We start from the raw sequence: 26,404 nt of genomic DNA on the forward strand, positions 1-26,404 counted from the left end.
GTACCTCATAGCTAGTATTTAAGCTAGCCATGAGCAAGTTCGATTAAGATGAAAAATTACTTAAAACAAACCCCCTCACCTCAATTCCTTGTTAAAAGTAATCGTAAACTTGGCTCCCTTATCTACCTCACTTTCAACCGAAATATTTCCGCCTAAACTTGTAATATGTGTATACACTAAATAAAGTCCAACACCTTTACTATTTTCATTATGATGGAAAGTTTGATGCAATCCGAAAATTTTATCTTTAACTTTTTCCATATCAAAACCCATTCCTTTGTCTTCAAAAATCAATTCTGTTTTATCAGGATAATCTTTACTCATGATTTTTAAATAAGGAATAGAGCCTACTTTTGAATATTTTATGGCGTTTGTAGTCAAGTTTAAAATAATACTTTCTAGGTAATTTCTGTTAATATATAGATAAGGTTGACTGCTGAAATCTGCTGTAATTTCAATTTTGGAACTAGAGATTAAATTATCGATTGAATCCAAAACAGATTTCAAACAATCTTCAATTTCGATTCTCTCCAATTTAACGATAGGACAACTATTAGTACTCACCGCGTCAATATAGAAATTCATTTTTTCCTTAAGATTTTCGCTTCCTTTTTTTAGTAGATCAATAAGGTTAAGATTCTTTTGATTTCCAATATCAGAAAGCTCAATCATATTAAGTAACGTTTGCATATTTTGAATAGGAGATCGCAAATCATGAGTAGTTCTGTAATTAATCTCCCTAAATTCGGCATTTCTATTACTAAGCTGTGCCAATTGATTATTTCTTTCAGATTCCAATCTCTTTTTGTAAGTAATTTCTTTAGCAATAGCAAAAATAGTTTGATCTTCATCTGATGGGATTGATGTCCAAGCTAACCAAATTATTTTTCCGCTTTTGGTGATATACCTGTTTTCAAAATTATGGAGACTATTTGACTTTATTAATTCCTGTCGGTGAATAGAAGTGACTTTTTCGTCTTCAGGATGAATGAAGCTAAAGATGGGGCTGGCATAAAGTTCTTCAAAACTATAGCCTAATGTATTTACTACTGCTTGGTTAATTTTTTTGAAGTAGCCATCATAACCTGCAATACATACTAAATCGGGTGTCAACTCAAAATAACGTTCATAATTGAAGCTTGAATTATTCATTTAACCATAGGAATTATAATATAAATATTTAAAGATAGTCTTTTTATAGAAAAGACGGGATTTTTTTACACTTCAAAAGACCATAAAATGCATTAAATTAGTACCCAAAATCGTAATGTCGTGCTAATGTCGGATATAAGCCCATTTAATTCGTTTTATTTTAAGGTTTAAAAAAGCTACTTGCCATGGTCAACAAAACAATATATAATATGCAACAACCTGAATTAGGCCAGAAAATCCAAAATTGGAGAAAGGCAAAAGGACTTACGCAAGAAGAGCTTGTAGAAAAATGTAATTTAAATGTTCGTACCCTTCAAAGAATTGAAGCGGGCGAAGTGCTGCCAAGGAGCTATACAGTAAAATCAATCTTGGAAGTGCTAAAGGTGGACTTTTCTGAGCTTAATTTAAAAGAAGAGCAGCAGAACCAATTTTCAGCTCTACTAGGAAATAAAAAAGCATACTTTAAATGGGGAGCTATAATCGGGATTATTTATTTGTGTCTATCATTTGTGGAGGGCTTTATGGAAGTGGGTTTTTATTATTGGCATGATAGTGAGCGTGATGTTTCTGGTGTAAATTACAGCTTAGTAAAGATAGGAGTGATGCTTACTTTTGCCGTTTTTTATTATCCAATCTATTTAATTGGAAAAGCATTGAATGATAATTTAATAAAAATCAGCAGTATATTTTTAATTGTACTTATCTTGATTAGCAATATTAATGACATAGTGGTTTTTTATACAAGTTATATGTCATTAGCATCAGTGATGATTATAAGAAGTATTATGTTCGGAATTGGATATATTCTGCTTGGAACAGCCTTCGTATTGAGACAAAAATCATTAGGTACGCTTTCTTTAGTAATAGGGATTTTTGCTATTGTTACAGGCTTAGGATTTGTAAGTGTTTTAATGGCTATTCCAGCATTATTCACTTTAACTATTTTTGAAATTCTAATGCTTGTATTCATTGTGAAAGCAATGAGCGATAGCGGGTTTACCATGAGAAAAAGTGATCAGGAACTTTCTGCTGCAGTTTCTTAAAATATAAAAGGGATACTGATTCATTTTCAGTATTCCTTTACACCTTTATACTTTTTTCTACAGTTTTAAACCCTCATTTCAAATATTTAAGACAATACCATATTCAAAATTTTCATCTGGATTTATTTATACCTTAACTTTTCCTGCATACATCAGCGATAAAAACAAAAGAATACCACTTGTTTTAAGATTGCCAACTGCTACTAATTTTTACAAAATTCCATACTCCCTATATGTTTCTATAAATCAACTCTAAAATAACAGCCTTTGATGAAATATGACTCAATGTTTATTGCAAAAAAATGTTGAAGAGGATAATCTTGTGAATAACCTTTGGCTAGTAGAGCTTCAATCAGTTTAGGGATCAACCATGTTTTAAATAAATGTTAAAAGTAGTAAAATCGCCTACCTCGCTTTCAACCTCTATTCTTCCGCCTTGGTTAGTAACCATTTTGTTTATTATAAACAAACCCAATCCTGTTCCTTCTATTTGTGGTTTCAAGCGGGTGAACTTAGAAAATATTTCTTCTTTTTTATCTGGCTCAATGCCTACTCCATTATCCTTTACTGAAAGAAGGGTCAATTCTTCAGCTTCTTCAATATTTTTCAAATAGTCATGAGTGTCATCTGTAATTTCACTTCCTTGTGATCGTTTAAATAAGTCCAATAATGCTATCAGGTTGGCTATAGGATCATTTAAATCATGTGAAACAGAGTAAATAAAAGTTTCGTGGTCTGCATTTATTTTTTCAATGATTTTTTTATCATTAATCCGGGCAGTGATGTTAATAAAAGTGATGACTACACCATTCGTAACATTTTTTTCTTAATGGTGTAAGGGAGTATATTCATTTGAAACCAACGATTGTCTGTAGTTTGGATTTCATCTTCATAATCAACGTTAGTCGTGATAACTTCTTTAATGATGTCTATCAATCCATCGAGTTGTGAAAGAGCTGGTAAATTAAAAATGGACTTTCCAAGATCCGTTTTTTCTAACTTAAAGTGGGCGTTTGCGGGTGGACTAAATTTTCTTAGAACCAAGTCCGCATCCACAAAAAACTGTGGTATGATCGTGTTTCTAAAATAGTTTTCTAACTCTTCGTTTAGCTCAACAAGTTTTCTGTTTTTTTTCTTCAATGGCTACTTTCTCACTCATAATACTTACCATTTTTAAAGTTATGCCCTAATTTGGGATAGAGGAAATGAAGTATAAAGGTATAAACTGGTTGTGATCAACATCTTACATTATTGTTATTATTAAATTTTATAAAATTCATATTTTTTTCGAGAGAATGCTTAAAACTCAGAAATGGAAAGGATTAGTTGTATTTATTACAATTATTCCAAATAATCTATTTGTAGTAAGCGCCATTCTAATTATTCAACTGAAGAACAGTTTAACCAACATTCTTATTTAAGCCGAGTAAATATGTAACATATGTAAGTATTATGATTTAATGTGTAACCTATTTTGATTTTAAAACACTAATCTTGTTAAGGGTAATTTAGCTAATATTCCTTTGGATTAATATTTCAAGAATGAAATTAATATTATATGTATTTATAATGCTACTGTTGTTTCCTATTTGTTCAAATGCTCAGTTACGAAACAACGGTAACTTAAGAATGCATTTAGAATCTAATATAGGGCTATTCGGTGATTTTTCGAATAATGGCAACTTCACAAATAATTTGGGTACGTTACATGTAGTCGGCTCAAACCCTCAAAAATTTAACGGAACCAATTTAATTCATACTAATAACTTAATAATTAATAAAGCAAGCAATTCACTGCAGCTAGATAATGTATTGCAAATTGCTGGTATCCTAACATTTACAAATGGTTTGATTCAAACTGACCATCTTGATATAACCACTGAATTTGTCAACTTTCTAGACGGTGCTTCTTATACTGGAGAAAGCAATACAAGTCACATTGATGGGGTAGTCCGTAAAACTGGGAATGATGCGTTTGTGTTTCCTACAGGAGATAATTCTATTTTAAGACCAATAGCAATAACACCACCAGCTTCTGCTACTGACCATTTTACAAGCTATTACACTGAGGGTAATCCACAGGAGTTTTATAGTGCTTCTTCGCTTGGTGCTGATTTAGATCATATTAGTGCTTGTGAATATTGGATACTAAATCGAACAGGCGGCAATTCAAATGTAGCGGTAACCTTGTCTTGGGATTCTAATTCTTGCGGAGTTGATAACTTATGCGATTTGCGGGTTTCACGCTGGGATGGAGCTCAATGGATATCTGGAGGAAACGGAGGAGTAAGCGGTACTGAAGCATCAGGAACTTTGGTTTCAGGAACAAATTGTTCTGTTCCAGAACCTATTTCAAGCTTTAGCCCTTTTACACTCGGCTCATTTTCCAGTGATAACCCACTGCCGATAAGTCTAATTTCATTCGATGCCAAAGTATGCGAATCTTCAGTTTGTCTGTCATGGCAAACTGCATCAGAAATTAACAACGATTTTTTTACAGTAGAAAAATCTAAGGATGGTGTAACCTGGGAAGCTTTTGTAAATTTAAAGGGAGCGGGAAATTCCCAATCCGTTTTAAATTATAAAACCATTGACAAATCCCCTTTCTCAGACCATTCATATTATAGATTAAAGCAAACTGATTTTAATGGTGAGTTTAAGTATTCGTCAATAGAGGGGGTTTATTTAGAAAATTCAATTGCACAAAGGTTGACTATTTACCCAAATCCGGCCAGAGATAATGTTACCATAAAAGGGTTGTCAACTGAATTAAAGAATATAAAAATTTACAACTTGATGGGACAAGAGGTAACCTCGTCTGTGATGATTATAAAAAATAATATTACTAGTGTAGAACTTGATATATCTCTTTTGATACAAGGGACATACTACGTAAAGACTAACAACCAACATAATTCAATTATTAAACAATAGCGCTAAGATTTCCTAATAAAGCGATAAATCTAAAGAGGAGAAGATACATTATCAAAATTATAACATCATGAAATATTTTTTAGCGTTAACTTTTCTGTTTTTTACTATCTGCTCACATGCGCAAGTAAAAATAGGGGATAATCCAAATACCATTAATGCTGCATCAATTTTGGAGATGGAAGATACCACACGAGGTGTATTGGTAACTCGAATGACCACTGCCCAACGTAATGCCATTGCATCCCCTCCTAGCGGTTTGCAAATTTATAATATTACAACCAATACTATGGATGTCTTCCGTAGTGATCATTGGGAGTCAACTACATACGCTAATACTGATGAAAACTTAGTCTATGTTTATTCAATGGACGATCTTCCTGCTCCGTCAGGTAGCAGCATAACACTGGATGCCAATTCAATGTATATTTTTAGAGGTATTATTGACATTTCTCCTTATTATCTGGAATTAAATGGGGCTAATTTACAAGGGATTGACCCTGCGCGGGATGGGGTACAATCATCTGTTAGTGGTGCTATTCTTAGAAGTACAGATGTTTCTGTATTTATGCAAGACCTTGTTGTTATTCCTTTAAGTGGAACTACCTCGGCCTACGATTTTAAAGATGCTTCAGGAACTAAATTTTGTAATCTTTTTTCTGGCAACTCAGTGATTGAAATTGGTATCCCTAGTTTAGGGGTTGGTCAAATTAGTGGCTTTATTGCTGCAACGATAGTCAAAAATTATTGGAACTGTGCTGATGGTTTGAAAGTAGACGGTAACATGGGTAAATTTGCTTGTGCTTATACTTTTATCACTAATCTTACCACAGGGGCAGGTATTGAATTTTTAGGTAGCCTGGTGATAGACGATATTGATCTTTCCAATAATTACTTTATTTATAGTGGGAATACAGGAGTGAAACTCAACCCTTCTGCTCAAGTTGATAGAGGTCGTTTGACAACAAATATGTTTAGAGATGTTGGAACTGTATTGAGTGGTGTGACACCCTACGATATCGGTTGGAATATGTCACAAAACACTAATATACCTGACACTCGTGCATATGGATATATATTTACGAACTCAAATGCCGAGAGTACCAATTTTCTAACTAATAATACCTATGCAAAAGTAAATGGAACCACTTCTAGTGTAAAACTCCTAAAATTTGAGTCTGTAATGAATAATCGACTTACTTATAAAGGAATGGAAGATATAATTGCAAATATTTTTATTACCGTTACAGGCAAATCCCCTTCCAACGATGCCAGCTTAACTTTGGCAGTTTCCAAGAACGGAACAGCAATTAACAATCCAAACCATAGTACGGGCCTCATGGTCAACAATCAGACATTTACATTAGTGTTGGAAACTGAGGTTGATATGAGCACAGATGATTACATAGAAGCAGTTATCAAAACAACTACAGGCGAGTCTTCAGTAGCTATTTCCGATCTACAATTTAGGGTTAGGGATTAAAAATAATTGTGAATGATTCTATATTTATGGATTGAAATTTTATTCAATTTTTTTCTGAGTAGCTTCTATAAATTCTTCAGAAGTATTTTAAATTATTAAGAATACGGTTCTAATTTGAACATTTATCCTGCACCATATCTTCTATTGTTGGATTATAAACATTATGTCGAGCGATGAAATAAATTGATTCTTTATTGGCTTTAATGAATTTTGTCAGGGAACAAAAATCAGTTAGCGAATCATTAGAGTCAATTCTAATGTCTGATGAAGAGGAAATTCCTTCAAGACCTTCAATATTGACTAATCTGATGTTGTTAAGAATTAATAGTTTTGGACATTCCACTAAATTTTCTAAACCACTTAAATCTGAAAGCTGTGAGTTATCAAATATAAATAGTTGCTCCCCAACCCTCGTAAGTCCATTTAAAGGGGTTAAATTTTCTAGGGTTCTATTGCTGTAAAGACTAAAGCTTGAAGAAATCTCACTTAAATTTTCAAGTCCTTCTAATGAGGTTAGTGATTGGTTATTCTTTATTTCTAGGAATTCTAGTTGTTTGATATTTTCTAAACCAGCTAATGATTTTAAATCTTTATTATTTAGGATTATGATACCATTTACTTCCACTAAATTTTTTAAAAGGCTTAAATCTTCAATTTCATAAGTGTTTTTTATTGACAAAGTTCCGCTAATAATTCTGTAAGCTTGAACTTCTGGTTTTTGAAAATCTGCTAATGAAAGTAATTCAAGATCTCCTTCCAAATGAGTTTTTAGTTCAGTTGTTTCATCATTGGGATTGCATGAAACAAAATAAAATAGGGTTAGAATTAGGGATAGATTTCTCATGGTTAAAAAAATAGATATGTAAATTAAAAAGTACCTTAATTAAATTAGGTTAAATTGTATTTAAAGATTAACTGGAATAATTTTCAGCAAAATAGTATATTTTTCGTTATGATATACGATTGTATTTATATTATTTCCAAAGTTTTGTTTTAAATATGGGAAAGGTTTTTTTACTAGGCTTTAAGTATAATTAACAATGCTACTAGCAATTCAGATTAAATTTAAATCACAAAAAAAGCCCGACTTGATAAAGTCAGGCTTCTAATATATGTGATAAAATATATTTATTTACTCATCATCTTCATCGTCTTTCAATAGTGCATAGGCTAAAACTCCACCAACTATAGCTACACCACCTACAAAAAGACCAATGTTGAAATTTCTTTGAATTTTCTCTGCTCTTGATAAATAGCTAGAGCCAATACCTTTCTTAGAAATGAAGTTTTCTAAATCGTTTACCTTATTTTCTAATTCTTTTAGTGTTCTTTCTTTAATCGTTGACATTTCGATAATTTTTAAATTTGAAAAAATTTATAAGAAATTACTTTACTATAGTATACAGGAATTATGCTGTGAATGTTGCATTTCAATTCATTTAAAGCAGTAATTAATTTTTTCTTTCTACTATTCCCGAGCCATATTCTTTTTTAACAATTTCATTTGTGGCTCCTTTAACGGATATATTACCACTACCATAGATTTTGGCATCCAGTTTTTCAGATACATTCATTTTTATGGAACCTAAGCCATATAATTTTGCATTTGCATTTTGTGCTTCGAATTCAAATGCATCTACGTCACCAGCACCGCTATTCTCTACATTCAAATTATCGGTATAACCTTTAATAGTTAGAGTGCCTGGCCCTGCTAATTTTGCATCAAGTTCTTTAGTTTTTGCATCTATTTCCATGCTACCAGTTCCTGCTACAAGCAATTCAAGTTTATCTGAAGCAATTGAATTCTCTGTAATTAGCTTACCACTTCCATTTACAGACAAATTTTGAACATCTTTTATGGAAACATAAACTTTGAGTGTGGGTAATAATTTTATATTATCTATTTTTTGCCAAATGCTTTTACTCGTTTGGGAATCATCTTTTTCGATGTTGATATGCAATACCCCTTCTTTTACAATAATTTCAGTTAAATCATAAATCTCTTTCTCTGCTTCCACTCTCACTTCTTCTTTGTTTGATTGTTTTATATAGACAGTATAGGCTGAATTAACACTAATGCTATGGAAATCCACAATGTTCATTACATCATAGTTATTGACCTGTGCTAAAAGTGAAGGTGATATAAATAAAAATAGTACTCCTAAAATAAAAATTGATTTCTTCATCATCTTAATTATTGGTGATGACTATCAAACGAACTTCTGGTGGAAATGTTAACTAATGTAATTAATTGTGATAAATTAAATAATTTTATAGATAAACATTTTATTTTTCAAGGTGAACAAAAAAAGGCTTGCGGATTAACAAGCCTTTAAAGTTTAATGTGTTTTATTCTATTATCTAATAACTCTCTCAGGGAAAACCACCACAGACTCGTTTCCATTTTTATCTACAGCAGCCACACCGAAATAATAATTATCAATTACAATTCCTTCTAAAGTATGTTCATTTACTTTTCCAACATATCGGAAATTATCCCAAGTTGGGGAAGTGGTCAATCTCCAATAAATTTTATAACCTACAATATTATCATCTTCTACTTCATCCCAAGCTAATTTGGCTGATGGTTCAACCACTCCACCTATTCCTACATTTTGTGGTGCAGGTGGTGCCCAAGCCAATCCAGCTAAAGAAATAGCATTAACAGCTGTCAGCTTTTTTGCATATCCAAAATTCACACCTTCCACAACATCACCATATTCAATTCCATCTTCAACTCGGATATCTTGATGTTGACGGTTATAATTTTCATGAGCCTCCATAATTCGGATGCCAGCAAAGCCCAAATCATTAAATGGTCTGTGATGGCCTCCTCTGCCAAATCTGTCTAATCGGTAAATCATCATCGGGTTCATTTCAGGCATATAGGTTTGGACTTGATTATGCACATAACGAGCTAATTGTCTGGAAATCCCATCTACCTCACCGCCATAATATCTACGCATTGTTCTTTCTCTCTCTGTTTCGGTTGGAGGTACTGGCTCAGAGAATATTCTGAAGGTTCGGTTGTCAATTACACCATCCACACCTTCAATATTTCCAATCATGTCATTATTAAGAATGCCTATAATGTTCCACTCTTTTTCCTGAGCATATTTAGCTAATCCTGCTCCACCAAACAATCCTTGCTCTTCACCAGAAAGCCCAACGTAAACAATGCTGTTTTTAAATTTGTATTTTGAAAGTACTCTAGCAGCTTCAATGGTTCCTGCCATTCCGGAGGCATTATCATTAGCTCCAGGCGCATCGGTTTCATAATCCATAGTATTGCTAGCCCGAGAATCTATATCTCCAGACATTAATACATGATTATTAGGATAGTCAATCCCTTTTTGAATGGCGACTACATTCACCACCCATGCATCTTTTGGCACCCTGCTATTCCCTTCTTTGGTTACATAGTCTTTTTGGTAGAATACTTCCAAACAACCCCCGCATTCTTCTGATATTTTGTCGAATTCAGCTTTTATCCATCTACGCGCTGCTCCAATGCCACGAGTATTCGAAACGGTATCCGAAAAAGTATTTCTGGTTCCAAATCCTGCTAAAGTTCTAATATCGCTTTCTAGCCTTTCAGCTGAAACAGCATCTATTATGTCATAATGGCGAGTATCCACTTCTTGAGGTACTTGGCTAAAACCCAAAATGGAAAGAGCACATAAAGCAAATGTGAGTATATATTTTGTCATATGTTTTTTATTTATTTTTCTGAATATATGAATACCAAAATCAAAAAGTAAGAAAATTGTTATAGAAAGGACTTCATCTTTGATGAGTGGGCGATAAAATGATAGGCTAGTGGGAATTGAGGTTATTAAAAGGTGAGGAATGGAAATAAAATAGAGTTCAATAGAAAGGAGGCTGAAACTCTTTTAAAGATGAGCACTTCCAGCTTTCCACTTTTTATTCCCTCTAATATATGTATTATAGCCAAATTTTACGACTTTTGCATTTATGAATTATCAGGAATTTCTACAAATAGTAATGTATGAAGATAATCACCTTTTGGTGGTAAATAAGCCTTCAGGTATGTTGGTGCAAGGAGATCAAACTGGTGATACTCCTATTTCAGAACATGCAAAGGAGTACATCGCTAAAAAATATAATAAGCAAGGGAAAGTATTTTGTGGTACTCCACACAGAATAGATCGACCAGTGAGTGGGACGCTAGTTTTAGCGAGAACTTCTAAAGCATTGGAACGAGTTTCTAAAATGTTCCAAGAAAGAGAAGTGGATAAAACTTATTGGGCTATTACGGAAAAGAGGCCGCCCAAAACAGAAGATACCATTACCCACTGGCTCAAAAAGGATTCCAATAAAAACCTAACTCACGCGCACATGAGTGATAAAAAAGGAGGATTAAAGTCAACGCTATCCTATCGTTTGATTCGTGCTTTGGGAGATAGGAATTTAATAGAAGTTAAACCATTAACAGGAAGGCCACATCAAATTAGAGTGCAATTGGCTAGAATCGGTTGTCCTATCATTGGAGATGTGAAATATGGTTTTCCTAAACCGACCAAAGATGGCTCTATTGCACTACATGCCAGAGCAATTAGCTTTGAGCACCCTGTAAAAAAAGAACCTTTTAATGTAGTAAGTCCGATTCCCAAAGCTTTTGTTTGGTCATTTTTTGAAGATGTTATTTGATAAAACAAAGGATTTTTTAGCCATTGGTGTAAATACTATTGTATTCATATTAAAATTTTCTGAATTTTCATTTTAATCAATGATCATGAAGAAAATTATATTTTTTACCACTTTCATCTTTTTTATTTCCTTTTCTGCCTTTACTCAAAGTTATCAAAGGGATTCTACTCAAATCGCGGAAATTATTCAAGATGTTTTTGACGGTATGCGTGAATCAGATACAACTAAAATGGCTCCGTATATGCATCCAAATGTGAAAATGCAAAGCCTAAACGTGGATGGAGAGGGAAATGAAGTTAGTCAATTAAATGGTGCCCAGGGGTGGTTAAATGCAGTAGCCAAAAACAAAGGAGATGTTTGGAATGAGCAAATTGATAATTTGAAAATTCAAACTGATGGCGAAGTAGCCTCAGCTTGGATGGATTATAAATTTTATTTGGGAGATAAACTAAGCCATTGTGGAATCAATTCATTTCAGTTCATCAAAATGGATGGAAAATGGAAAATAATTTATATCATTGATTCAAGATTTAAAAGTAATTGTTCTGAATAACTTAAAACTATAACCTAAACTTTATTAAAAATGGAAAATCAAGAAGTAGAAATGAGTAATAGTCAGCATTCATTAAAATGGGGCGCTATATTAGGCTTAATTTCAATTATTATCTATTTAGTAGTATACCTTATAGATATAACTTTATTAGCTAAATCAGGGGTAGGGATTGCTTTGTTAGTAATTTCATTAGCAATAGTTATTTATGCAGGTAGAGATTATAGGTCAAAACTTGGCGGCTATATGTCATTTAAAGATGCCTTTTTACATGCATTTATAGTTTTTGTATTAGCAGGATTTATAGGCACTGTATTTAATTATCTATTATTTAATTTTATAGATCCAGAAATTGTACCTGTTTTAATTGAAGCACAGATGACAAATACTATGAAAGCGATGGAAGCTTTTGGAGGTGGATCAACTGATATGATGGATGAAATGGCTGTCAAAATGAAAGAATCTTACACATTAACTGGGCAAGCAACATCATTTTTATGGGCCCTTATTTTTTATGCCATAGGAGCATTAATAGTAGGAGCTATTAATAAAAAGAAAGATAAAGAAGAAGAATTTTAAAAGTATCAAAACCTTAGTTATAGAGCCATTCAACGCCAAATTGAATGGCTTTTTTATTTACCCTCCAGATATAATATTAAACCATTTCTTTTTTTATGAGTAAATTATATGGGATTTAGATTATCCAACAAAATAAGTGTTCAGTCGAAAAAGTTGTGGCTATTTACTCGCTGAAATATTTATTGGCTATATTGGCAACTTTAAAATAAAGATATGATGAACTATTTCAACAAGTCTTTTTACTTGATTTTGTTTTTGACTTTCAGTTTTTTGTGGTCTTGTTCCACGAAATCAGATACTAAATCAAAGGATTTATCTTACGCGATAGAACCCGTTGATTTTGATTTTGATAAAATTAAAGAAAGAGGATACATAACGGCTGTAGTGGATAATAGTGCAACCAGTTACTTTATTTACAAAGGTCAGCCAATGGGCTATGAATATGAAATGTTAAATTGGTTAGCCGATGATTTAGGGGTTGAACTAAAAATAATAAAAGAGAACAGTATTTCTATTGCGCTTGAAAAAGTAAATAGAGGTGAGGCAGATATTGCAGCTTTTAATTTAACAGTGACCAAGGAAAGAAAACAATATGTGGATTTTACTGACCCTTTGTATTTTGTAAGACAAGTTTTGGTACAAAGAAAGCCAGAAAACTGGAGACAGATGAAAATTCATGAAATTGAAAATGAACTGCTTAGAGACCCTATTCAATTGACGGGAAAAGAGGTACATGTTAGAAAAAGCTCTGCATTTTCTACTCGGTTGGCTAACCTTTCAGATGAGATTGGCGGTGATATAGTAATTATTGAGGATAGTAGCAGCTTGGAAGTTGAAACTTTGATAAAAATGGTAGCGGAAGGCGAGATTGAGTATACTGTTTCGGATGAAGACGTGGCCATGCTAAACGCAACTTACTATCCTATTTTGGATGTGAAAACACCGATAAGTTTCTCTCAACAAATTGCTTGGGCTTTAAGGTCTAATTCAGATACCTTGGAAAATAAAATAAATGCTTGGTTGGAAGAGAGGCAAAAGGAAACAGATTATTATGTGATCTATAATAAGTATTTTAAAAATTTAAAACGGTCATCTAACAGATCATATTCAGAATTTTCGTCTGTTGGAGGCGATAAACTTTCCCCTTTCGATGAAGAAATTCAGGCTACTGCAAAAGAAATAGGATGGGATTGGAAATTGTTAGCAGCATTAATTTATCAAGAAAGTAAGTTTGATCCTAAAGTGAAATCATGGGCAGGAGCTAAAGGACTTATGCAAATGATGGGTCCAACCGCTCAAGAATTTGGTGCTACAAATCTATACGACCCAAATCAAAGCCTCAAGGCAGGAGGAAATTATATAAATTGGTTACAGAAAGCTTTTACTAAGCATGTTGAAGATAGTGTTGAAAGACAAAAATACATTTTGGCGGCTTATAATGTAGGTATTGGCCATATGCAGGATGCAATCCGATTAACTGAAAAATATGGAGGAGATCCTACCAAATGGGATGATAATGTGGAGAAATATTTATTATTAAAGGCCCAAAAGAAATATTATACTGATCCGGTTGTGAAATACGGATACTGCAGGGGAGCAGAGCCTGTAAATTATGTTCATGAAATTTTAGAAAGATACCAGCAATATGCTTTATTACTGAATTCACCTAAAGTGGAGGATGACGAAAAAGCCCCTGTTATTTAGCGACCTAAACTATATTTTATAATTAATATGTCAAAAATTGATCAACTTTTTAAAGAATATACGCGAGAGCGTTTCATCAATTTAAACAAAGAGCAATTTGTTTATATCGTTAATCTTTTTCCTGCACTTAGAGTGGTGATGTCTGATGGTATAGTTGATCAAGATGAATGGGTAACAGTAAAAAGACTAGCTAAAATTCTTGGTGATGAATTTGCTTCAGATGATTTAGGAGAAGAGAAAGAGGAAAACTTAATGCTTATCTACAGAGCTGAATTTCGCCATTTGATTAAGAATTTAGATAAATGGCAAGATAAATTTCTTGCCGCTTTAAAGGATTATTTCAATGAAAATGAACCTTCCAAAGAATTTGTAGTAGAAACGATGTATCTCTTTGCTAGTGCTTCAGATGGTGTTTCGGAAGAAGAAAATGAAGTAATTGAATTTCTAACCAAAGAATTGGGCTTGGAAGATATTGAGCTTTAGAATTATAAAACTGACATCCTTTAGGAAAATTATTAAGCATAAAAAAAAGCTTCATTGAAATCGATTTCAATGAAGCTTTTTAATATAAATGGATTGATAGTTATAACATATTAAAGTATAACTATTCCTTATTCCTCCATTTCAACATCAATTATATTATCATCTTTTTTCCTATCGATCAACTTGTTAAGCGGATCAACTCCTGCTTTAACTGGCTCACCTTTCACTTTTAAAGTAATAGAATGCTCTCCAGGGGCTATTTTATGCTTTTCTAGATAGAGTGGATTGGTTCTTTTTCTACCATTCTCATCGCGATCTTCAGCTGCAAAAATACCAATATCCATATAATCACCATCATACTTGGCTGGAGTTTCCTGACCAGTGCTATCTGCATAAAGCTTCTGTGAAGTTAATTTAATAGTCACTTCATAAATACCTTCATCCAGTTTTTTAGCAGTTGCTGTCTCAGCCTTATTTTCATAAAGCGTGATTTTCTTCCAAGTATCTTCCAAATAATACTTTAAACTATCAGGAGTAACCGCTTCAAAATGTCGATATAAATCATGGCTACCTGCAAAAGGCGGAGTTTCTTTATGCGCAAATTCGTCTCTAAAGCCTCGAATAGCTTTATTCATCGAACTATCGCCTATGAAATCACGCAATCCATACAAAATCAAACTTCCTTTTCTATACCATTGATAAGATCTATTACAATCAATAAATACATTTTCTTTCTTTGATTCAAATGCCCTGCCTCTTAAATAGCCATTTAATTCATCTTCAAGGAATGTCTTCATATTTGCCTTTCCATATTTTCTTTCTGACAAAACTAATGCAGTATATTCTGCCAAAGATTCTGAAATAAGATTGGCTCCGCGGGTAGAGTTAGGCACCACTTGATGCCCCCACCATTGGTGTGCTAATTCATGGGCAGTTACAAAATAAGCATAATCAAAATCATCAGGATCACTGAAATCAGCAATCCAGCCGAAACCTTCAGAATAAGGTACAGTATTTGGAAATGATTGAGCAAAATTTGCATACCTCGGGAACTCCAAAAGCCTCATTTGTCGGAATTGATAGGGGCCATATACTTCTGAAAAATATTCAATACCATCTTTAAAGGCGGCTGAAAAGTGATCTAGGTTATAATCGTGTGAAGCCAAATGGAAAATTTCAATATTGACATCAGTATCATCAGGCATTTTGGCCTTATCATTGTAAACTGCATAATCAGCAGATACAAGGGTATAGAATAAATCGATTTTTGAATCCTGAACATAATGGAAATATCTCCTATCTCCGTCTGTCCATTCTTTTTGTAAATATCCTGGTGCAACCGCAATTTGATCTGCTGAAGTACCAATTGTTGCTTCAAAAGTTACCAAGTCAGCATCATCATTAAATAGCATAGTTCTCATGCCATAAGGATCATCATGTGGTGGTAATTCATCTATCTTTTCAGGGAGGTCATATTTTTTTCGTTTTTCATCACTACTCAATTCTGAACTAGCGCTATAGCCAATTGAAGGCATACTTTGACCAATAAATGTACCGTTATAAACTATTTCTCTTGAAAAACCACTATTGACAAAACCTGTATTAGTTAAGGCGGAATGGAAATCCAACTCTAAAGTATCACCTGGCTGCATTGTATTGGGCAAGGCATAAATCTTGTACCAAGGTTTAACTTCTTTTTCTCCAAAAATCTGAAATTTGGCTTTGTCATATGATAAAGGGAAACGATATGAAAGCGTGTCGCCTTTATAAAGGGCATGAAAATAACTTGCTCCTGCAAAATTTAAATGCAATGAATCTATCGGTTCATCGGTTTTATTTACCATTTGAACCTTCACCTCAGAGAATGCATCTCGCTTTTTTGGGAATATTTCAGCATTTACATTTACACTTATGATTTTTGGTTGTGCTATAAATTCATATTGCTTTAATTGTTTCTCATAGTCTGCTTGCCGTTTTTCCGATTCAGTCACTGTTAAATATCCATTGGTGTAAACTACCGTTTTAAAGATATAGCTACCAAGACCCAGTGCTACAAATAGCAATACATAAGAAAGTACAGCTGTTGAATTTTTTAGACGGTTCTTTCCTTGACTTAACCTTTTCTTAAAATTGATATCTGAACCTCTTGCAAAGAAGAGAGAGAAAAATAATATTAGAAAAACACCAAATACTGTCCAATATAGATTATACCATAATAATGGAGCTCCAAAATGACCTAGTCCATTCAAATCTGACCAGATATAGTTAGGCTTGTAAGAGAAGAAGAATAGGTTAAAATTAAAATCAGCAAAATCCCTTAAAACGATCATCACTAACCAAATTCCAATACTTACTGCATGGCCAGCAAATTTATTGTTCACGATTAAATGAACCGCAAAAATTAACATGAGCATTTGCAGATAATCAGGGAAAGAGATCAGATAACTATCTACCAAATAAACTCCGATATCATAATTATAATATCCTTTAAGCGTCTGTATAATTAGTCCTACAACTATTGGTAAGGTGGCTAATAAGAGACAAATAGTAGCCATTCCTAAAAATTTTGAAGCAATTAATACACCATCTTTTATAGGGAAAGTGTCGCTTATGGAAGAATATCCTGAGCTTTTATCTCTATGTAAAGTTTCACCACCAAAGAAAACCAGGATAATAAATACAAAAATGATATAATCATACCCCTTAAATTGCATCAAAAATGAAGTGGACGGGAGATTTGGTACACTATAGATGGTACTGCCAATCCAAAAATCAATCACTAAGAATACTAATCCTCCTAAAAGAATTGCTCTAAAGTAACTGTCTTTCAATACATTCCTGATCTCAAGCTTGGATAGCGTTATCAAACTTTGCCGTTGGTAAGCTTTTGTAAAGGAGGTAGTTACTTTTTTTAGTAGAGTCTTTGCTGAAGAATCCTCGCTCTCTTCAACTTGCGATTTTTTGGAAGTAGCTTGAAAGAAATACTTAAAACTAAAACGCATGTAGGAAGCGATGAAGAGTAAAATACCTATGGAGATCCAAAGGATTCTATTGATCAACAAGTTTCCAGATATGTTAACTCGATAAGAGTTTTGTTCAAAGGGTGTTAAATATTCTACTTGAATGGTGAATGAATTAAGACCTAGGGGGTCTAAAATTTGAACCAATTCTTTATTTTCAATATCATTTGCTAAAAAATTAGTTAATAAATAGAGAATGAAAACAATAATTCCACCTGAATAAATCGCTTTAATATTCTTTGTAAAAATAATGAGAGCGAAAAATAAAGTGGAGAAAAACCATAAATTAGGTACTACTAAACTAATCCATGGCTGGAAATAATTCATGAACAGATTGGGACCATACCGTTCAGCAGGCGTCCATCCTGTGGCAGCTCCTATTATAGTTCCTAGATAAATCCCAACAACTACTCCTAATGAAATAAAGAGTAAAGTGACAAAGGAGCCCCAAAATCGACCCATGAAATAGGCATTTTTTGAAATCGGTAAACTAAACAGAAAAGTGCCAGTCTTATGTTCAATATCTCGGTACATTGGTACACCCATAACTGCAGAGGCGATAAGAATGCCAAAAATTGATACAACCAGCATTAGGTTAGCAATTGTAATAGGTGCATTGTGAAATACTTTTTCTGTTGCTGGAGTGCTACCCGAAGCAAAAAGTAAGAGTGAAACAAGCAGCAATATTCCAAAGTACATATAGGTAGCAGGTCTACTAAACCTATACCTTAATTCAAATATGAAAATGTTTAACATGGTCAATGATAGGTTATAGCGTGATAGGATCTACTTTTTTAGAAATGTGACTGAAATACACATCTTCAAGATTGGGTTCTACGTGTTCAAATCCTTCACCAGGATTACTTTCAGCCTCTACTCGCAAGGCTAAATTACCTTCTTTCAGTTTGGTGGAGATCACCTTATAATTTTGCTTATAAGTTTCCAGCTCATCCTTTTTAATGATTTTTGCAAATATATTTTGCTGTAATTGACTCAAGCCATCTGCAGGCTTTCCGTCCATTAAAACTTCTCCATTACAAATTATGGCCATATTAGAGCAAAGCGTACTCACATCTTCAACAATATGAGTAGATAAAATAATGATGGTATTTTCACCAATCTCACTAAGTAAATTATAAAAGCGATTTCTTTCAGTTGGATCTAATCCTGCTGTTGGTTCATCTACAATGATTAGGTTGGGGTTTCCAGCTAGAGCTTGTGCGATTCCAAATCGTTGGCGCATACCTCCCGAATATGTGCCTAAAGCTTTTTTTCTATGGTTATAAAGATTAACTTTTTCTAAAAGGCTGGCAACTAATTCTTTTCGTTCACCTCTGTTACCCACGCCTTTCATTTGAGCGATATGATCTAACATTACTTCGGCACTTATTTTTGGGTAAAGTCCAAAATCCTGTGGTAAGTAGCCCAAGCGTTCTCTTATGGCTTGAGGATTTTCCATTACATTAATATCATCCAGCATAATACTGCCGGAATCTGCGTCCTGTAAAGTTGCTATTGTTCGCATTAAGGTAGATTTGCCAGCTCCATTTGGACCCAACAAACCGAACATTCCTTTTGGAATAGTTAGTGAAACGTTATTAAGTGCCTGCACTCCATTGGAGTAAGTCTTGGATAAATTTTGGATTGATAGTTGCATATTGCTTTATTAGATTAGTTAAAAAACAAAGCAATATAATTATTATTATTTTTAGTACAGATGTTTTTATATGAGTGGATTTGACTTTATGGTGAAGTCTCCAATATTATTCCAGTGTCAAGAAAGAGAATTATTTATGGTAATAGTGGGGTAATATTTTAAAATTCTTCAAGAGATTTTTAATCTTAAATTTTAGGAAAATTAATATGGTATTTAACTGCTAATAATCGAGCTGACATTATAAAGGAGGCCGTTACTATAAAATTAATGTCCCTTTCAAGCTGGAAATAGTTTAGTAATGTATAGAGCATCCCACCTAATAGGCATACGCTGGCATAAATTTCTTTTCTGAAAATAACGGGTGTTTCATTGACTAAGGTGTCGCGGATTACACCTCCAAAAACTGCAGAAAACATCCCCATAATTGCCGCAATTTCCCATCTTAATCCCATCGATAAAGCTTTTTCAACTCCAGCAACGGTAAAGAGTGCTATTCCCATTGAATCAAATAGGCTCAAGGTTTTTCTTAAATTTTGTAGAAACTTATTGAAAAAACTGGTGAGCAATACCCCAAATAGAATGGTATAAATAATATTCATATCGCCTACCCATGATAATGGATAGCTGCCCAACATGATATCCCTTAAAGTCCCACCTCCGATAGCAGTCACAAAGCCTGTGAAACCAGCGCCAAACCAATCTTCTGATTTGTCTTTTACAGCTAATGCACCTGAAATGGCAAAAACTAATGTCCCTAAAAGCTCAAGTGCATATTGAATTTGCATAGTTTTTGGAAAGTTTGACTACCTATGGTTTGATTTTTTCAATTTTAGAATGAGTTTCTAAATAGACAGGAAGTGCAGCAGATCCATACCAATTATAAATATTATAAGCCAATAAGTCTGCTTTTATAGCAGGATCAGTTTGTAAAAGTTCCGCTACTTTACCTTTATCAGGATCATCAAAAATATAAATCCCTCGGTAATCATTACTATTTTTTCCCAATGGGCCAGCCACAATTAATTCACCTGCTTCAGCTAGTCTTCCAATATTTTCCATATGTCCTCTGAACAAACTATCAACTCTCGCTTTATCCTCTATGTTTCCTCCGCCAGTTTTAAGTATCACTAAAGTATAAGATTTCATGCCATAATCATCAGCACCTAATGAATCAGCTAAATTCTTATCATAATTTGAATTTTGGGAGAGTACCAAAAATGGGGAGACTAAGAAAAGGCAAAGCAAGAGTAGATTTTTCATGTGTAAAGTGTTTTTTTTTCAACGGCCACAACTTGTCCCGTATATATCGGGATGGAATTCGCATCAAATCTATTCATCCCTCAGTTGGTATATTAGGGACTCTAGATTTATGCTCATTTCATGGTTATTAAATTTAAAATGTGATTTTCATCTCAAAAAGTCTTCTATTAAACTTAAAAATTCTTCAGGTTTTTCTGCATGAATCCAATGTCCTGCTCCTTCTACCATTTCAATTTTAGCATTAGGGAAGAAATTATTGATAGCAATATGATCTTCAGATTTGATATAGTTAGAGTTTTTACCTCCAATAAATAATGTATCCTTTTCTGTAGTCAATTTTTTCTCCAATCCTTTACCTACTACTTCAATGTTTTTCTCAAGAATAGGTAAATTGATTTTCCATTTGAATTCTTTTTTATCATTTCGAGTTAAGTTTTTTAGCAAAAACTGTCTTACACCTTTTTCAGGTACATATTCTGACAATTTTTTATCCGCATCACCTCTTGATTCAAGTTCATCTAATTTAAGACTACATAACCCTTCCAAAATAGAATCATGATGAACAGGGTATGCTTTTGGCGCAATATCAACCACTACTAATTTATCGTATAAATCAGGATGCTGAACTGCAAAATACATAGCTGTTTTTCCACCCATTGAATGACCAATTATATGAGGATTCTCTATATTATTGGAGTTAATAAACTCTTCCAAATCTTCCGCCATCACCTCATAATTGTGCACATCATCATGCGGTGAATCACCATGATTTCGCTGATCTACCAAATAAACATGGAATTTCTCCGATAATTTTCGTCCAATTGTCATCCAATTATCCGAAGAACCAAAAAGCCCATGTAAAATAATCAATGGCTGTCCGCCTTCACCTAATTCTTTATAATTTAACTTCATAATTTAAGATTTTTAGAATCTAGATACTAGAACCAAGATTTGAGAACCTAGTATCAATACAATTTCTATAATTTCAAATTTTATTATATCATTCAATGCCCAACATCCATCATCCTTCACCCAACTTCTAACTTCCTTCTTCTCTGAGTTCTCTTAAATACAATTGAATCGTATTCTCTAACCCAAAATAAAGCGCATCACAAATTAAAGCATGCCCAATGCTAACTTCATCCAAAAAAGGAATTTGCTCTTTCAAATATTTCAAGTTTTCTAGGCTCAAATCATGCCCAGCATTAATTCCTAAGCCTACTTCTTGAGCTTTTTTCGCTGCTAAAACAAAAGGTTCTACTGCTTTTTCTCTATCCTTAGCGTAATTTGCGGCATAAGGTTCTGTATAAAGTTCAATTCTATCTGTGCCTATTTTAGCAGCCGATTCAATAAGATTAAGATCTGTACCAATAAAAATAGAAGTTCTTACTCCCATACCTTTTAATTGTGAAATCACATCTTTCAAAAAGTCCTGATGTTTGATGGTATCCCAACCCGCATTGGAAGTTAAAACACCTGGAGGATCAGGAACCAAAGTAGCCTGAGCGGGTTTATTTTTTTTAACTAATTCTAAAAATCGCTCATCAGGATAACCTTCAATGTTAAATTCAGTAGTCACAATTGGCGCTAAATCGTAAACATCTTTTGTGGTAATATGTCGTTCATCAGGGCGGGGATGGATAGTAATTCCTTGTGCGCCAAAACGTTCGCAATCCTTGGCAACATTGACTACATTAGGGTTTTCACCGCCTCTTGCATTACGCAAAGTGGCAATCTTATTGATATTGACGCTTAAGCTTGTCATAATTTTATTTTTATATGATAACTTTGTCGGCAAGTTAATGATTTTAAAAATTTACTATGAGCTTAAAACAACAAATTGATACGGATATTAAAAATGCAATGAAAGCTAAGAACAAAGAAGAGCTTCAAGCATTGCGTTCTATTAAATCAATGATTTTATTGGCTGAATCAGAAAAGGGAGCTGAAGAGAATCTTACTGAAGATGCTGAAATGAAATTATTGATGAAGGCTGCTAAGCAGAGAAGAGAATCTGCAGATACCTATAAGAGCAATGGCAGAGAAGAATTAGCTAAAGCAGAATTATTTGAATTAGATGTAATCGAAAGATATTTACCAAAGCAAATGTCTGAACAGGAATTGAGGTCAAAATTAGAGGATATTATTTCTAAAATAGGTGCTACTGGCCCTCAAGATATGGGTAAAGTGATGGGAGTTGCCACAAAAGAACTAGCAGGCAAGGCTGATGGAAAGATGATTTCTCAATTAGTAAAGCAAATTCTGGCTTCTTAAATGAAAACCCTTGATATCATTTTATTGATACCATTGTTTTTTGGAGCTTATTTAGGCTTTAAAAAAGGGTTGTTATTGGAAATAGTTTCATTAGTAGCTCTAATTTTGGCTATAGTTGGTGCTTTTAAACTGTTGGATTTTGGTATGGAAGTATTGCAGCCCTATTTCGAAAATTGGGAGCAAGCCTTGCCTATCATCTCCTTTATTTTACTGTTTATAGCAATTTTGCTAATTGTAAACCTGATAGGGAAGATTGTCAAAAAGATTTTGGATATGACGCTTTTGGGAGGCTTAGATAATTTTGCAGGAGCTGTAATAGGTTTATTGAAATGGGCATTTGGTGTTAGCTTAGTACTTTGGTTGGGCGAATCAATTGAGATTAGTGTTTCAGCAGATATGGCTGAAGGAACTTATATTTATCCAATAGTGGCATCTATAGCACCTTTTATGGTAGATTTAATTTCTGCTTATATGCCCTTTATTCAGGATGTTTTTGATCAACTGAAATCTCAATTTTTATTTGATCAATCATGATTTTATTATTGGATAATTTTGATTCATTTACCTATAATTTGGTTGATTATTTCAATCAGCTGGGTGAGGAGTGCGAAGTTATCCGTAATGATGTTTCTCCAGATAAGTTGGATATAAGTAAATATTCTGCCTTGGTTTTATCCCCAGGGCCAGGAAAACCTGAAGAGGCTGGATTTTTAATGGATTTCATTAGTGCTTTTGAAAATAAGATGCCGATTCTTGGGATTTGCTTGGGACATCAGGCAATTGCAAAGTACTATGGCGCTAAGGTGGGAAAAGCCATAAAACCCATGCATGGAAAAATTTCAACTATTCATCAATTAGCGGATGATGAATTATTTGAAGGCATGAATTATGATTTCCAGGTTGTCAGATATCATTCTTTGGTGGTTGCCAATCTTGAGAAAACAATGCTTTTGCCTTTAGCTAATACTAAAGAAGGAGAGAATATGATTTTTAAACATCAATTTCTTCAGTTATATGGGATACAATACCATCCTGAAGCAGCACTAACTGAATATGGGTTGAAAATTCTATCAAATTGGAATGCCATAGTAAGTCAAAAAAAAGAAGCAATAGTGAATTAATTGTAGTAGTTTAAAGGAAATTGATATATTTAACCCTATTAAATCTTCTAGCGTTTAATGAAATGTGAGAGTTACATAAAGGAAGATGAGTTATTTTAAGTGAATTAAATTGAATTATGAAGATACATAAACAAGGAGAATATAGTTATATAGACGAAGGATCGGGTGAACCATTAGTTCTTTTACATGGATTATTTGGAGCATTGAGCAATTGGGAAGCAGTTGTCAATAAGTTTTCCCAAGAATATCGTGTTTTAATCCCTTTATTACCTATTTATGATATGCCAATTAAACAAGCAGGGCTTGGTGCATTAACAGATTTTGTTGAAGGATTTGTGGAGCAACAAGGCTTGGAGAAAATGACTTTAATTGGTAATTCATTAGGAGGTCATGTGGCCTTAATTTATACTTTAAGACATCCGGAGCAAGTAAGCCGATTAGTGCTTACAGGTAGTTCTGGGCTTTTTGAGAATACAATGGGAGGCTCTTTTCCGAAAAGAGGAAGTTATGACTACATCCAAGAGCGAGTGGCTTACACTTTTTATGATCCTAAAACAGCTACAAAAGAATTAGTGGATGAGGTTTTTGAAACCACCAAGAGTATTCCAAAGTGTATGCGAATTGTAGCCATTGCAAAATCGGCTCAAAGGCATAATATGCGAGAAGAAATAAAAAAGATTACAGCACCAACTTTATTAGTTTGGGGCTTAAATGATACCATTACTCCACCAATGGTGGCACATGAATTCGATAAATTAATACCAAATACGACTTTGAAATTTGTTGATAAATGTTGTCATGCACCTATGATGGAGCATCCAGAGATTTTTAACAATTATTTGGATGATTGGTTAAAAAATACTGAACTTGTAACAACTGCATGACAATAGATTTAATAAACGATATGATTCCACCTCTTAAGGTGACTGATGATGCCGCTAAAGCATTAGTTTGGATGGAGGAGCTCAGGCTTCATGCACTTCCCGTTATTCAAGATAAAAAATTCAAAGGTTTTTTAACGGAAGAGATGATAATTGATCAAAATAATGTTGATGCCAAGGCTGGTGACTTCATTTTAAAAGGGGAAAATTGTTTTGTTTATGATTATCAACACGCTTACGAAGCAGTTAAAAAAGCTACAGATTTTGATTTTGAGTGTGTGGTAGTGCTTAATGCAGAGGATGAATACTTAGGTGTAGTAGTGCTATCCGATGCCTTATCAATTTTTTCACAGTCTGCATCTATTCAGAGTGAGGGAGGCGTAATTGTATTGTCTTTAAATCAAGTGGATTATTCTTTGAGCGAAATAAGTCGCTTAATAGAATCAAATGAAGGGCAAATAATGGGTTCAAGCTTAAATATTGATAAAAATGAGCCCACTAAATTTCGGTTGACCTTGAAAATCAACAAAGTAGATTTAACACATATCATTGCCACCTTAGAGCGCTTTGGGTATAAAGTGGTAGCCAAATATCAAGAAGTAAAATCAGTATCTAACGAAAAAGAAAGATTGGATATGCTAATGAGATATTTAGATGCCTAATTCAGTTAAAATTGCACTTCATGGTAAAGTATTTAACGATGAGGTCAAGCCACATATAAAAAAAGTAGTAGATTTTCTAAATGAAGCTAATGTAGAGCTGATTGTTTCTCAATTATTTGCCAAAAAATTCACAGAATCTTTTCCTGAGTACGCTAATTTTGAAGTATTTAAAAAGTTAGGTGCTGAAGATAATGTTGACTACCTCATTAGTTTGGGGGGTGATGGAACTTTGCTTGAAGCGGTGAATTATATAGGAGCACTGGAAACTCCAATATTAGGGATTAATACAGGTCGGTTAGGATTTTTAGCTACCACCTCAAAAGATAAAATAGATAAAGCACTTTCAGATTTATTAAATAAAAATTATAAAATCGATAGTAGGGCATTAATTTATTTAGAAGCTGATTCAAAAGTTTTTGGGGAAAAGCCCTTTGCTTTGAATGAATTGGCTATTCTAAAAACTGATTCTTCATCCATGATTACAGTTCATACTTATGTGGATGGTGAATACTTAAATTCTTATTGGGCCGATGGATTAATCGTAGCTACCCCAACAGGTTCTACAGGTTATTCATTGAGTTGTGGAGGGCCTATAATTTTGCCACATTCCAATAATTTTGTAATCACTCCAGTGAGTGCTCATAACTTGAATGTCAGACCATTAATCGTCTCAGATCAAAGTATAATTTCATTCAAAATTGAGGGGCGCAGCAACAAATTCCTTGTATCCCTCGATTCAAAATCCCATTCTGTCGATTCCTCTATCAAAATGTCTGTTAGAAAAGGGGATTTTAAAGCCAAATTGATTACGTTTGATCAGTTGAACTATTTTGATACACTTAGGCAAAAATTAAATTGGGGATTAGATTTAAGGAATTGATTACCATATATTTAAATTATTTGTGTTATTTTTGCTCTTTAAGTAAAGAACCG

Annotated in this window: 27 protein-coding genes; 14 read left to right on the top strand and 13 right to left on the bottom strand. The window is 33.6% G+C overall.

What is annotated here, in order from left to right; genetic code table 11:
• Positions 1–75: 75 nt before the first annotated feature.
• Positions 76–1,152: a PAS domain-containing sensor histidine kinase gene (locus QYS49_RS06040; RefSeq protein WP_308350817.1), complete on the bottom strand. Its 1,077-nt coding sequence runs from the start codon at positions 1,150–1,152 to the stop codon at positions 76–78.
• Positions 1,153–1,361: 209 nt separating this feature from the next.
• On the opposite strand from QYS49_RS06040, the gene QYS49_RS06045 reads away from it, so the two are divergent.
• The gene (locus QYS49_RS06045; RefSeq protein WP_308350818.1) at positions 1,362–2,195 is read left to right on the top strand and encodes a helix-turn-helix domain-containing protein; all 834 of its coding nucleotides are present in this window, start codon (positions 1,362–1,364) and stop codon (positions 2,193–2,195) included.
• Between the two features lie 364 nt (positions 2,196–2,559).
• On the opposite strand, the gene QYS49_RS06050 is transcribed toward QYS49_RS06045, so the two are convergent.
• Together QYS49_RS06050 and QYS49_RS06055 are read right to left on the bottom strand one after the other, a co-directional pair.
• Complete coding sequence (locus QYS49_RS06050; RefSeq protein WP_308350819.1) at positions 2,560–2,862, bottom strand: ATP-binding protein; 303 nt, start codon at positions 2,860–2,862, stop codon at positions 2,560–2,562.
• A gap of 134 nt (positions 2,863–2,996) precedes the next feature.
• The gene (locus QYS49_RS06055; protein WP_308350820.1) at positions 2,997–3,335 is read right to left on the bottom strand and encodes a PAS domain-containing protein; all 339 of its coding nucleotides are present in this window, start codon (positions 3,333–3,335) and stop codon (positions 2,997–2,999) included.
• 402 nt (positions 3,336–3,737) lie between these two features.
• Here QYS49_RS06055 and QYS49_RS06060 point away from each other — a divergent pair, with 402 nt between their 5' ends.
• Both QYS49_RS06060 and QYS49_RS06065 read left to right on the top strand, forming a co-directional pair.
• Positions 3,738–5,129: a T9SS type A sorting domain-containing protein gene (locus QYS49_RS06060; RefSeq protein ID WP_308350821.1), complete on the top strand. Its 1,392-nt coding sequence runs from the start codon at positions 3,738–3,740 to the stop codon at positions 5,127–5,129.
• 67 nt (positions 5,130–5,196) lie between these two features.
• Positions 5,197–6,609 (top strand): phage tail-like protein, encoded by a 1,413-nt coding sequence (locus tag QYS49_RS06065; protein ID WP_308350822.1) that lies wholly within the window; start codon positions 5,197–5,199, stop codon positions 6,607–6,609.
• A 109-nt stretch (positions 6,610–6,718) separates the two neighbouring features.
• On the opposite strand, the gene QYS49_RS06070 is transcribed toward QYS49_RS06065, so the two are convergent.
• From QYS49_RS06070 to QYS49_RS06085, 4 genes are all read right to left on the bottom strand, one after another.
• Positions 6,719–7,453, bottom strand: a complete 735-nt coding sequence (locus QYS49_RS06070) for a hypothetical protein (RefSeq protein ID WP_308350823.1) — start codon at positions 7,451–7,453, stop codon at positions 6,719–6,721.
• Positions 7,454–7,741: 288 nt separating this feature from the next.
• Entirely contained in the window at positions 7,742–7,957 is a 216-nt protein-coding gene (locus QYS49_RS06075) for a hypothetical protein (RefSeq protein ID WP_308350824.1), read from the bottom strand.
• Between the two features lie 103 nt (positions 7,958–8,060).
• Positions 8,061–8,795 carry a head GIN domain-containing protein gene (locus QYS49_RS06080; protein ID WP_308350825.1) on the bottom strand — a complete coding sequence of 245 codons (735 nt, stop codon included), beginning with the start codon at positions 8,793–8,795 and terminating at the stop codon, positions 8,061–8,063.
• Between the two features lie 171 nt (positions 8,796–8,966).
• Positions 8,967–10,319, bottom strand: coding sequence for a M28 family peptidase (locus QYS49_RS06085; protein WP_308350826.1), 1,353 nt, complete (start codon positions 10,317–10,319; stop codon positions 8,967–8,969).
• Positions 10,320–10,584: 265 nt separating this feature from the next.
• On the opposite strand from QYS49_RS06085, the gene QYS49_RS06090 reads away from it, so the two are divergent.
• The 5 genes from QYS49_RS06090 (at position 10,585) to QYS49_RS06110 (ending at position 14,596) form a co-directional block, all read left to right on the top strand.
• The gene (locus tag QYS49_RS06090; RefSeq protein WP_308350827.1) at positions 10,585–11,280 is read left to right on the top strand and encodes an RluA family pseudouridine synthase; all 696 of its coding nucleotides are present in this window, start codon (positions 10,585–10,587) and stop codon (positions 11,278–11,280) included.
• A gap of 85 nt (positions 11,281–11,365) precedes the next feature.
• Complete coding sequence (locus QYS49_RS06095; protein ID WP_308350828.1) at positions 11,366–11,833, top strand: nuclear transport factor 2 family protein; 468 nt, start codon at positions 11,366–11,368, stop codon at positions 11,831–11,833.
• A gap of 30 nt (positions 11,834–11,863) precedes the next feature.
• Positions 11,864–12,409: a DUF4199 domain-containing protein gene (locus QYS49_RS06100; RefSeq protein ID WP_308350829.1), complete on the top strand. Its 546-nt coding sequence runs from the start codon at positions 11,864–11,866 to the stop codon at positions 12,407–12,409.
• Positions 12,410–12,622: 213 nt separating this feature from the next.
• Positions 12,623–14,113, top strand: a complete 1,491-nt coding sequence (locus tag QYS49_RS06105; protein ID WP_308350830.1) for an MltF family protein — start codon at positions 12,623–12,625, stop codon at positions 14,111–14,113.
• A gap of 27 nt (positions 14,114–14,140) precedes the next feature.
• The gene (locus QYS49_RS06110) at positions 14,141–14,596 is read left to right on the top strand and encodes a hypothetical protein (protein WP_308350831.1); all 456 of its coding nucleotides are present in this window, start codon (positions 14,141–14,143) and stop codon (positions 14,594–14,596) included.
• A gap of 128 nt (positions 14,597–14,724) precedes the next feature.
• Here the strand turns inward: QYS49_RS06110 and QYS49_RS06115 are convergent, their stop codons facing one another.
• The 6 genes from QYS49_RS06115 to QYS49_RS06140 all read right to left on the bottom strand — a co-directional run bounded on the left by QYS49_RS06115 (position 14,725) and on the right by QYS49_RS06140 (position 22,298).
• Complete coding sequence (locus QYS49_RS06115; protein WP_308350832.1) at positions 14,725–18,372, bottom strand: ABC transporter permease/M1 family aminopeptidase; 3,648 nt, start codon at positions 18,370–18,372, stop codon at positions 14,725–14,727.
• 13 nt (positions 18,373–18,385) lie between these two features.
• On the bottom strand, positions 18,386–19,273 hold the full coding sequence (locus QYS49_RS06120) for an ABC transporter ATP-binding protein (RefSeq protein ID WP_308350833.1): 888 nt from the start codon (positions 19,271–19,273) through the stop codon (positions 18,386–18,388).
• A gap of 185 nt (positions 19,274–19,458) precedes the next feature.
• A complete protein-coding gene (locus QYS49_RS06125) occupies positions 19,459–20,058 on the bottom strand; it encodes a trimeric intracellular cation channel family protein (RefSeq protein ID WP_308350834.1) in 600 nt (199 codons plus the stop codon).
• Positions 20,059–20,080: 22 nt separating this feature from the next.
• Positions 20,081–20,533, bottom strand: coding sequence for a YciI family protein (locus tag QYS49_RS06130; RefSeq protein WP_308350835.1), 453 nt, complete (start codon positions 20,531–20,533; stop codon positions 20,081–20,083).
• Between the two features lie 147 nt (positions 20,534–20,680).
• Complete coding sequence (locus QYS49_RS06135; RefSeq protein ID WP_308350836.1) at positions 20,681–21,445, bottom strand: alpha/beta fold hydrolase; 765 nt, start codon at positions 21,443–21,445, stop codon at positions 20,681–20,683.
• 127 nt (positions 21,446–21,572) lie between these two features.
• Positions 21,573–22,298, bottom strand: a complete 726-nt coding sequence (locus QYS49_RS06140; protein ID WP_308350837.1) for a pyridoxine 5'-phosphate synthase — start codon at positions 22,296–22,298, stop codon at positions 21,573–21,575.
• Positions 22,299–22,354: 56 nt separating this feature from the next.
• Here QYS49_RS06140 and QYS49_RS06145 point away from each other — a divergent pair, with 56 nt between their 5' ends.
• The 6 genes from QYS49_RS06145 to QYS49_RS06170 all read left to right on the top strand — a co-directional run bounded on the left by QYS49_RS06145 (position 22,355) and on the right by QYS49_RS06170 (position 26,351).
• Complete coding sequence (locus QYS49_RS06145) at positions 22,355–22,807, top strand: GatB/YqeY domain-containing protein (RefSeq protein ID WP_308350838.1); 453 nt, start codon at positions 22,355–22,357, stop codon at positions 22,805–22,807.
• Positions 22,808–23,341 carry a CvpA family protein gene (locus QYS49_RS06150; protein ID WP_308350839.1) on the top strand — a complete coding sequence of 178 codons (534 nt, stop codon included), beginning with the start codon at positions 22,808–22,810 and terminating at the stop codon, positions 23,339–23,341. It begins immediately after the preceding gene.
• The gene (locus tag QYS49_RS06155) at positions 23,338–23,928 is read left to right on the top strand and encodes an anthranilate synthase component II (protein WP_308350840.1); all 591 of its coding nucleotides are present in this window, start codon (positions 23,338–23,340) and stop codon (positions 23,926–23,928) included. The genes QYS49_RS06150 and QYS49_RS06155 overlap by 4 nt, the downstream gene beginning before the upstream one ends.
• Positions 23,929–24,044: 116 nt before the next feature.
• Entirely contained in the window at positions 24,045–24,812 is a 768-nt protein-coding gene (locus tag QYS49_RS06160) for an alpha/beta fold hydrolase (RefSeq protein ID WP_308350841.1), read from the top strand.
• Positions 24,809–25,471, top strand: coding sequence for a CBS domain-containing protein (locus QYS49_RS06165; protein WP_308350842.1), 663 nt, complete (start codon positions 24,809–24,811; stop codon positions 25,469–25,471). The genes QYS49_RS06160 and QYS49_RS06165 overlap by 4 nt, the downstream gene beginning before the upstream one ends.
• Positions 25,464–26,351 carry an NAD kinase gene (locus tag QYS49_RS06170; RefSeq protein ID WP_308350843.1) on the top strand — a complete coding sequence of 296 codons (888 nt, stop codon included), beginning with the start codon at positions 25,464–25,466 and terminating at the stop codon, positions 26,349–26,351. The genes QYS49_RS06165 and QYS49_RS06170 overlap by 8 nt, the downstream gene beginning before the upstream one ends.
• Positions 26,352–26,404 lie beyond the last annotated feature (53 nt).

This window comes from Marivirga salinae, from assembly GCF_030503855.1.
Lineage (GTDB): Bacteria > Bacteroidota > Bacteroidia > Cytophagales > Cyclobacteriaceae > Marivirga > Marivirga salinarum.

What these genes read in the sequence shown, in the direction of transcription:
- QYS49_RS06160 (WP_308350841.1), top strand. Translation starts at nt 24,045, where the DNA reads ATGAAGATACATAAACAAGGAGAATATAGTTATATAGACGAAGGATCG.
- QYS49_RS06115 (WP_308350832.1), bottom strand. Translation starts at nt 18,372, where the DNA reads ATGTTAAACATTTTCATATTTGAATTAAGGTATAGGTTTAGTAGACCT.
- QYS49_RS06065 (WP_308350822.1), top strand. Translation starts at nt 5,197, where the DNA reads ATGAAATATTTTTTAGCGTTAACTTTTCTGTTTTTTACTATCTGCTCA.
- QYS49_RS06080 (WP_308350825.1), bottom strand. Translation starts at nt 8,795, where the DNA reads ATGAAGAAATCAATTTTTATTTTAGGAGTACTATTTTTATTTATATCA.
- QYS49_RS06125 (WP_308350834.1), bottom strand. Translation starts at nt 20,058, where the DNA reads ATGCAAATTCAATATGCACTTGAGCTTTTAGGGACATTAGTTTTTGCC.
- QYS49_RS06135 (WP_308350836.1), bottom strand. Translation starts at nt 21,445, where the DNA reads ATGAAGTTAAATTATAAAGAATTAGGTGAAGGCGGACAGCCATTGATT.
- QYS49_RS06075 (WP_308350824.1), bottom strand. Translation starts at nt 7,957, where the DNA reads ATGTCAACGATTAAAGAAAGAACACTAAAAGAATTAGAAAATAAGGTA.
- QYS49_RS06070 (WP_308350823.1), bottom strand. Translation starts at nt 7,453, where the DNA reads ATGAGAAATCTATCCCTAATTCTAACCCTATTTTATTTTGTTTCATGC.
- QYS49_RS06150 (WP_308350839.1), top strand. Translation starts at nt 22,808, where the DNA reads ATGAAAACCCTTGATATCATTTTATTGATACCATTGTTTTTTGGAGCT.
- QYS49_RS06095 (WP_308350828.1), top strand. Translation starts at nt 11,366, where the DNA reads ATGAAGAAAATTATATTTTTTACCACTTTCATCTTTTTTATTTCCTTT.
- QYS49_RS06140 (WP_308350837.1), bottom strand. Translation starts at nt 22,298, where the DNA reads ATGACAAGCTTAAGCGTCAATATCAATAAGATTGCCACTTTGCGTAAT.
- QYS49_RS06165 (WP_308350842.1), top strand. Translation starts at nt 24,809, where the DNA reads ATGACAATAGATTTAATAAACGATATGATTCCACCTCTTAAGGTGACT.
- QYS49_RS06100 (WP_308350829.1), top strand. Translation starts at nt 11,864, where the DNA reads ATGGAAAATCAAGAAGTAGAAATGAGTAATAGTCAGCATTCATTAAAA.
- QYS49_RS06040 (WP_308350817.1), bottom strand. Translation starts at nt 1,152, where the DNA reads ATGAATAATTCAAGCTTCAATTATGAACGTTATTTTGAGTTGACACCC.
- QYS49_RS06090 (WP_308350827.1), top strand. Translation starts at nt 10,585, where the DNA reads ATGAATTATCAGGAATTTCTACAAATAGTAATGTATGAAGATAATCAC.
- QYS49_RS06045 (WP_308350818.1), top strand. Translation starts at nt 1,362, where the DNA reads ATGCAACAACCTGAATTAGGCCAGAAAATCCAAAATTGGAGAAAGGCA.
- QYS49_RS06145 (WP_308350838.1), top strand. Translation starts at nt 22,355, where the DNA reads ATGAGCTTAAAACAACAAATTGATACGGATATTAAAAATGCAATGAAA.
- QYS49_RS06155 (WP_308350840.1), top strand. Translation starts at nt 23,338, where the DNA reads ATGATTTTATTATTGGATAATTTTGATTCATTTACCTATAATTTGGTT.
- QYS49_RS06110 (WP_308350831.1), top strand. Translation starts at nt 14,141, where the DNA reads ATGTCAAAAATTGATCAACTTTTTAAAGAATATACGCGAGAGCGTTTC.
- QYS49_RS06060 (WP_308350821.1), top strand. Translation starts at nt 3,738, where the DNA reads ATGAAATTAATATTATATGTATTTATAATGCTACTGTTGTTTCCTATT.
- QYS49_RS06170 (WP_308350843.1), top strand. Translation starts at nt 25,464, where the DNA reads ATGCCTAATTCAGTTAAAATTGCACTTCATGGTAAAGTATTTAACGAT.
- QYS49_RS06130 (WP_308350835.1), bottom strand. Translation starts at nt 20,533, where the DNA reads ATGAAAAATCTACTCTTGCTTTGCCTTTTCTTAGTCTCCCCATTTTTG.
- QYS49_RS06120 (WP_308350833.1), bottom strand. Translation starts at nt 19,273, where the DNA reads ATGCAACTATCAATCCAAAATTTATCCAAGACTTACTCCAATGGAGTG.
- QYS49_RS06105 (WP_308350830.1), top strand. Translation starts at nt 12,623, where the DNA reads ATGATGAACTATTTCAACAAGTCTTTTTACTTGATTTTGTTTTTGACT.
- QYS49_RS06085 (WP_308350826.1), bottom strand. Translation starts at nt 10,319, where the DNA reads ATGACAAAATATATACTCACATTTGCTTTATGTGCTCTTTCCATTTTG.